This window comes from Pseudoalteromonas sp. T1lg10 (assembly GCF_002964545.1).
Taxonomy (GTDB): Bacteria; Pseudomonadota; Gammaproteobacteria; order Enterobacterales; family Alteromonadaceae; genus Pseudoalteromonas.
Window position 1 is genome coordinate 305,836 of record NZ_PQBV01000037.1, and the last position, 239, is coordinate 306,074.

Genomic DNA, 239 nt, shown 5'->3' on the forward strand with positions numbered 1-239 from the left:
TTATCATCTTAATACATGCAAATGAGACGTTGGACTTAGCGTCCATAATAAATTTGGATGTAAATAATACATTGCGATAGTACGGAATTGGCAGTTGTCTTGATTAAGACGCTGGGTTTAGGTTCCATATCATGATGTAAGTAATACATTGCGGGAGTGGCGGAATTGGTAGACGCGCTGGATTTAGGTTCCAGTATCTTCGGATGTGTGAGTTCAAGTCTCACCTTCCGCACCATGTA

At 41.0% G+C, this 239-nt stretch carries 1 tRNA gene; it reads left to right on the forward strand.

From position 1 onward, the window contains the following. Nucleotides 1–150: 150 nt before the first annotated feature. Nucleotides 151–235: transfer RNA gene (locus C2M17_RS10160), tRNA-Leu, on the forward strand. The last annotated feature ends 4 nt before the right edge of the window (nt 236–239 follow it).